Genomic DNA, 6,078 nt, shown 5'->3' with positions numbered 1-6,078 from the left:
GTCGGCCCGGACACTGTCGCTCCCGCTGTCCTTCCTCGGCGGCGGCAAATGGACGTCGACGGTCTACGCCGACGGCACGCCCGGAACCTCCGCCTACCAGACCCCCGTCGTGGTGAGCACGCGGACCGTCACCTCGGCGACCGTGCTCAGCGCGGCCATGGCCCCCTCCGGCGGGCAGGCGGTGGTGCTGAAGCCGAGCGGAAGAAGGGGATGCCGGCGCTCCCTCATGGAGGCGCCGGCATCCGGGTTTCAGGTCAGTTCGTCACGCGGAAGGTGGCGTCGCTGCGTGCTGTCGCGTTGGTGATCGGGTCGAGCTTCAGGTAGTAGGCGTAGTGGCGGATGTACCGGTCGGGGAAGTTGTACGACTGGAACGACGACCAGGTGGAGTCGGCGAGCCCCGCGACCTGGCGGAAGCTGGCGTCGGCGGCGAACTGGCTGCTGCCGTCGAAGCGGGCCAGCTGGAAGTCGTAGTTGGTGTGCCGCAGGAAGTACCCGGGCATGTTCACCGACTCGAAGGAGACGGTGCCCGTGCCGGCCAGGCCGGTCCGCAGCCGGAACCGGGAGTCTTCGACGGGGGTGACGTTGGGGTCGATGCGCACGTCGAAGTTGGTGTGCCGTACGTAGCGGTCCTGGAAGTTGAACGACTGCAGTCGCTGGGCCGCGGTGTTGGGCCAGCGCGCGAGCACCCGGCTCTCCTCGGCGGCCGTCATGTTCAGGATCCAGCCGTGGCGCTTCTTGGTGACGCCCATGTTGTAGCTCGTCGAGGCCAGCTGCTGGTACGAGGCGGGGTTGGACGGGTCGGTCGTGGTGACCGGCATGTAGCCGCGGTTGGTGGCGTACTGGTCCAGGTAGAGCGCCCACTTGTTGGTGCCGTTGAACTTCATCCACATCGGGCCCTCGACCATCGACCCGGTCAGGCCGATGCCGGAGAGGTCGCCCAGGTTGGTCCAGGTCCCCAGGATGGAGTTGCTGCCTTCGAGGGTGATCTCCCCGTCGCCGGAGGCCCGCACGTAGCGGTAGTTACCGACACCGGAGGGCACCTCGATGATCTGGGTGTCGATGATCTCCTGGGTGCCGGGGCGGTCGATGTAGAGCTGCGGGGTGGTGATGGTGCGGAAGTCGCTGGTCCGGGCGTAGAAGATGCGGTGCTTCGTCTTGCCGTCGAGGGGCACGTTCGTCGCCCAGTACAGGACGTAGTCGTTGGTCTCGGGGTTCCAGATCGCCTCGGGCGCCCAGGCGTTGCGGCCGTCCGGGATCGGGCCGGCGACGTTGAGCAGCCACGGATCCGACCAGGTGACCAGGTCCGTCGACTCCCACACCACCAGGTTGCGGCTGCCGTTGTTGATGGCGGCGTTCCAGTCCTGCCCGCAGCTGATGCACAGGTCGGTCGCGATGATCCAGTACTTGCTGCCGTCGGGGGATCTCACGAGTGCGGGGTCGCGCACGCCCTTGGTGCCGATCGTGGAGCGCAGCACCATGCCGCCGCCGTTGAGGTCGTTCCAGTGCAGGCCGTCCGTGCTGTGCGAGAGGTACATCTGCTGGTTGGTGGCCCCCTCCCCGGTGAAGTGCACCATCAGGTAGCCGGGGTCGGCGGCGGCTGCCCGGTTCGGTGCGGTCAGGACCTGGCCTGTGAAGAGCAGGCAGGCGGCGACGAGTATCGCCGACAGCCGGGAGAGAAGCGTGCGCATGTACGGTTTCTGCCTTTCTGCGGTTGCCTCAATCGGGGAGAGGTTCAGCTGTCACCACCGGCTCGCCGTGCGGCGACTGGAATGAGTGAGCAGAAGGGAACCGATGCCCCATTGTTCGATATTTAGAAAGCCCCTCGGAAAATCGGCCAGACGCTATAGGGCTGGCAAAAAGAGTGTCAAGGGGTCGCGGCTGTCGACCGTCACAGCAATCCGTCCACGCAGGGCATCCTTGTTCGGTATATCGGATGTCGTTCGAAACGTATTGACGCCGACTCGTATCCCAATTCACACTCACGCAGCGCGATGTCATTCGGGCGGCATGTCAGCACGTCTGCCAGGGTCGCGAGCCGCCCTCTCAGGCATGTCTTCATCACGGGATGTGAACCCATGCACAGCGTGAGACCTCAGAGCCGCCGAAGATTCCGGCAGGGCGCCGTCGCCGCCGTGGCAGCCGCCGCGCTCCTGGCGGGCGCTGTAGGTCTGTCAGCCCCCGCCCAGGCTGCGGAGATCACCGACGGTCTGGCTCTCTGGTACAAACTCGACTCCACCTCGGGCACCGTGGCGGTGGACTCCTCGGGCAACGGCCGCAACGGCACCGTCAACGGCACCGGGGGCTGGTCGGGGACGGAAGGACTGACGTTCAACGGGTCGGACACCTACATCAAGGTGCCCGACAACATCATGAGCGGCATGAACTCGATCACCGTCTCGATGGACGTGCAGATCGACGCCGCCCAGGCCACGCCGTACTTCCTCTACGGCTTCGGCAACACCAGCAACGGCGCGGGGAACGGGTACCTCTTCACCACAGGCGACTCCTTCCGGACCGCCATCGCCTCCGGAAGCTTCTCCACCGAGCAGAACACGCGAGCCTCCGCCGCGCTGCCGCGCTCGGTCTGGAAGCACGTCACCTACACCCAGACCGGCACCACGGGCGTCCTCTACCAGGACGGCGTGGAGGTGGCCCGCAACACGTCGGTCACCACCACCCCCGGCTCCATCGGGTCCGGCATCACCACGGCCGACTACATCGGCAAGTCGCTCTACAGCAATGACAAGCTCTTCAAGGGCAGGATGCGCGACTTCCGGGTCTACAACCGCGCACTGACGCCCGACGAGGTCTTCAGCATCAGCGGGAACACTACGGGCATCGCCGCGGTCAGCCACCCCGCCCTGAAGATCGCCGCCATCATCGACGACGTCAACAGCAGGATCACGCTGCCGATGAAGGAGGGCACGGACCTCACCGCGCTCGCCCCGCAGTTCACCCTCGGGCAGGGCGCGTCCATCAGCCCGGCCTCCGGCACCCCGCGCGACCTCACCAGCCCCGTGACCTATGAGGTGACCGGGTCCGACGGCCGGAAGCGCACCTGGACGGTCTCGGCGCTGACCATGAGGAGCCCGGTCCTGCCAGGTCTCAACGCCGACCCGGACATCATCAGGTTCGGCGACACGTACTACATCTACCCGACCACCGACGGCTTCGCGAACTGGAGCGGTACGCAGTTCAAGGCATACTCCTCCAAGGACCTGGTCCACTGGACGGACCACGGCGTCATCCTCGACCTCGGTCCCGGCATCAGCTGGGCCAACAGCAGGGCGTGGGCGCCGACGATCGAGGAGAAGAACGGCAAGTACTACTTCTACTTCTGCGCCGACGGGAACATCGGTGTCGCGGTCTCCGACTCGCCCACGGGTCCCTTCACGGACGCGCTCGGCCGGCCCCTGCTGAAGGCGGGCCAGTACAGCGGTCAGATGATCGACCCCGCGGTCTTCACCGACGACGACGGCCAGTCCTACCTCTACTGGGGCAACGGCCACGCCTACGTGGTCCCGCTGAACGACGACATGGTCTCCTTCGACGCCTCGAAGGTCACCGACATCACCCCCAGCGGCTACCGGGAGGGCTCCTTCGTCGTCAAGCGCAACGGAACCTACTACTTCATGTGGTCGGAGAACGACACTCGCGACGAGAACTACCGCGTGGCCTACGCCACCGGCTCCTCGCCCACCGGCCCCTGGAGCAAGCAGGGCGTGATCCTGGAGAAGGACCTCTCCCTCGGTATCAGGGGGCCCGGCCACCACTCCGTGGTGCAGGTGCCGAACACCGACGACTGGTACATCGTCTACCACCGCTTCGCCATCCCCGGCGGCGACGGAACCCACCGCGAGACCACCATCGACAAGATGGAGTTCGACGCGAGCGGCCTGATCAAGAAGGTCGTCCCCACCCTGAGCAGCATCACCCCCGTATTGGGCGGCACCGCCCTGCCGGTGAACACCACCCGCTCGCTGCAGTCGGTCAACTTCCCCGGCCGCTACGTTGTCGAACGGTCGGACAGCCTCGGCTACGTCGACCCGGTGACGTCCTCCAGCACCACGGCCGTCAAGCAGAACGCCACCTTCACCGCCGTCCCCGGCCTGGCCGACTCCAGGTGCTACTCGTTCCGTGACTCCTCCGGCCGCTACCTGCGCCACAAGGACTTCCGGATCCGCTTCGACACCAGCAGCGGCACCATGCTCTTCAACAAGGACGCCACCTTCTGCGCCCGGCCGGGGTCCGTCGCCAGCTCGGTCAGCCTGGAGTCGTACAACTACCCCGGCCGCTACATCCGCCACTACAACTACGAGCTGCGCGTCGACACCTTCCAGGACACCGCCACCTTCCGCGCCGACAGTTCCTTCACGGTGGTCAGCCCCTGGGCCTGATAGCGCTCCCGCGTTCCCCGCACGGCGGGCAGGGACCCGCACGGTCTTGCCGTGCGGGTCACCGCGGCGCCACCCCAGTGTCCGTGCCGGCCCCGGGCACCTGCGGTGGCCATGGCTGCAGCAGCGACGAGGCGAGGCTGGCCAACCCCGCGGCTGGACAGATACCCAGCACACGCCGATGCCGCCGACAGATCTCTTCGCCGAGGATGCTATGGCCTACTCGGGCCGCCCAGGCTCATCCCCACACCGGGGTGGAGCCTCTGCGCGGTGCAAGGGCAATGCGCTGCGCGCAGATTCCAGAGCCCCGTCTGAGCTGATGCGATCGTCGGACGGCCCCGGACCGTTCTTGCTGTGCGGCGGAGTTGAGGACGCGTTGAGGACACAAGGACAGGAACAGGCCGACAAAGACGAAGGGCCACCGACATGGCTCACCCCGTCTGCGCCATGGTTCGGCCGCGTCTGCTGAGCTGGAGCGACGTCGCGGATTTCCTGCCGGGCAAGGTCATTCAGGGAGCGGCAGCGACCGGGAGGGACCGCAAGGACAGGAACCAACCAGCGCGGACCGTGCAAGGCCGACTTAGATGAACACGCCTGACCTGCAAGAACGGGCTGAATCGGCACTGATCGGCAAGGCCCGCCAAGATCCTCAAAGGACTCATGAACCGTCGGCCCGTGGGTTCGAGTCCCACCCGCCCCACCACGCGCTACACGCACAGAACCGTTTCTACTCGCGGGAGTGAGAAGTGCGGTGCGGCTCCGGGGAGATGTACCCGGTTCACCCGCCCGCCCCCGCAGCAGGTGCCGTCGCCCAGTGGGCCGCTGACGGTTCGTCGGCACGGGCTGCGGCCGGGGTCGCACCGAGGTGACGTTGGCGGTGGGTGTAGGCGGTGAGTGCCTGCCAGAGGTCGCGGCGGTCGGTGTCGGGCCAGAGCCCCGGGGTGAAGTGCAGCTCCGCGTAGGCCGTGTGCCAGGGCAGGAAGTTGGAGACGCGCTGTTCGCCGCCCGTGCGCCAGAGCAGGTCCACGTCCGGCATGTCCGGGACGGGCAGGTGCCGCGCGAAGTCGTCCTCGGCGATCAGGTCCGGCTCCAGACGGCCCTCTCGGGCCCGGCGGGCCAGGGCGGCGGCCGTGCGGGTGAGCTCGTCCCGGCCGCCGTAGTCGATGCACATCGTCAGCGTCAGGCCGGTGCGGGCCCGGGTGGTGCGCTCCCTCAGGTGGAGCAGGTCGACCAGGTCGGGGGGCAGGCGGCCGGCGCGGCCGTGCCAGCGCAGCCGGACGTCGAGGTCGCGGAAGGGGTTCTCGGCCAGTTCGCGGCGCAGCAGATCGAGGATCGCGTCGACCTCCTCCGGATCGCGGTGCCAGTTCTCGGTGGAGAAGGTGTAGAGCGTCAGGTGACGCAGGCCGATGTCCAGGGCTCCGTGCACCACCTCACGGACCGCGGTGGCGCCGGCGCGGTGGCCCTCGTGCCGGGCCAGTCCGCGCTGCTGGGCCCAGCGGCCGTTGCCGTCCATGATCACGGCGACGTGGGCGGGCAGGTCGCCGGGCGGGATCTCGGGGGGCTGCTCGCCGCTCGGGTGGGGCGGCGGCAGCCGGAAGGTGCCGGTGGTGGGTGCAGGCCGGGCGGGTGGCGGCGGGCGGTGGGCGGCGGGGGGTTGGGGGGGCGGAAACGTAAGCGGGGTCAG

General features: G+C 67.8%; 4 protein-coding genes and 1 pseudogene. 3 read left to right on the top strand and 2 right to left on the bottom strand.

The window, feature by feature from the left end:
• Positions 1-304, top strand: a 304-nt coding sequence (locus tag ABZ281_RS33290; protein WP_356661583.1) for a glycoside hydrolase family 97 C-terminal domain-containing protein, incomplete at its 5' end; no start/stop codon positions are given.
• Here ABZ281_RS33290 and ABZ281_RS33285 read toward each other — a convergent pair.
• A complete protein-coding gene (locus tag ABZ281_RS33285; protein ID WP_356661581.1) occupies positions 255-1,688 on the bottom strand; it encodes a glycoside hydrolase family 43 protein in 1,434 nt (477 codons plus the stop codon). The two genes, ABZ281_RS33290 and ABZ281_RS33285, sit on opposite strands and share 50 nt — an antisense overlap.
• Positions 1,689-2,228: 540 nt before the next feature.
• Here ABZ281_RS33285 and ABZ281_RS33280 point away from each other — a divergent pair.
• Together ABZ281_RS33280 and ABZ281_RS33275 are read left to right on the top strand one after the other, a co-directional pair.
• Positions 2,229-3,941, top strand: a pseudogene (locus tag ABZ281_RS33280) (family 43 glycosylhydrolase); the annotation flags it as partial.
• A gap of 21 nt (positions 3,942-3,962) precedes the next feature.
• Complete coding sequence (locus tag ABZ281_RS33275; RefSeq protein ID WP_356661585.1) at positions 3,963-4,397, top strand: AbfB domain-containing protein; 435 nt, start codon at positions 3,963-3,965, stop codon at positions 4,395-4,397.
• Between the two features lie 775 nt (positions 4,398-5,172).
• Here ABZ281_RS33275 and uppS read toward each other — a convergent pair.
• On the bottom strand, positions 5,173-6,078 hold a 906-nt coding region (gene uppS, locus ABZ281_RS33270; RefSeq protein ID WP_356661579.1), incomplete at its 5' end, for a polyprenyl diphosphate synthase.

It is taken from the genome of Streptomyces sp. NPDC006265, assembly GCF_040613555.1.
Lineage (GTDB): Bacteria > Actinomycetota > Actinomycetes > Streptomycetales > Streptomycetaceae > Streptomyces.
The sequence above is the reverse complement of the archived record's forward strand: the minus strand, read 5'-3'. Positions and strand labels throughout refer to the sequence as shown.

Bases quoted from the DNA above. Each gene is read 5' to 3' on its own strand.
- ABZ281_RS33285 (WP_356661581.1), bottom strand. From the start codon at position 1,688: ATGCGCACGCTTCTCTCCCGGCTGTCGGCGATACTCGTCGCCGCCTGC.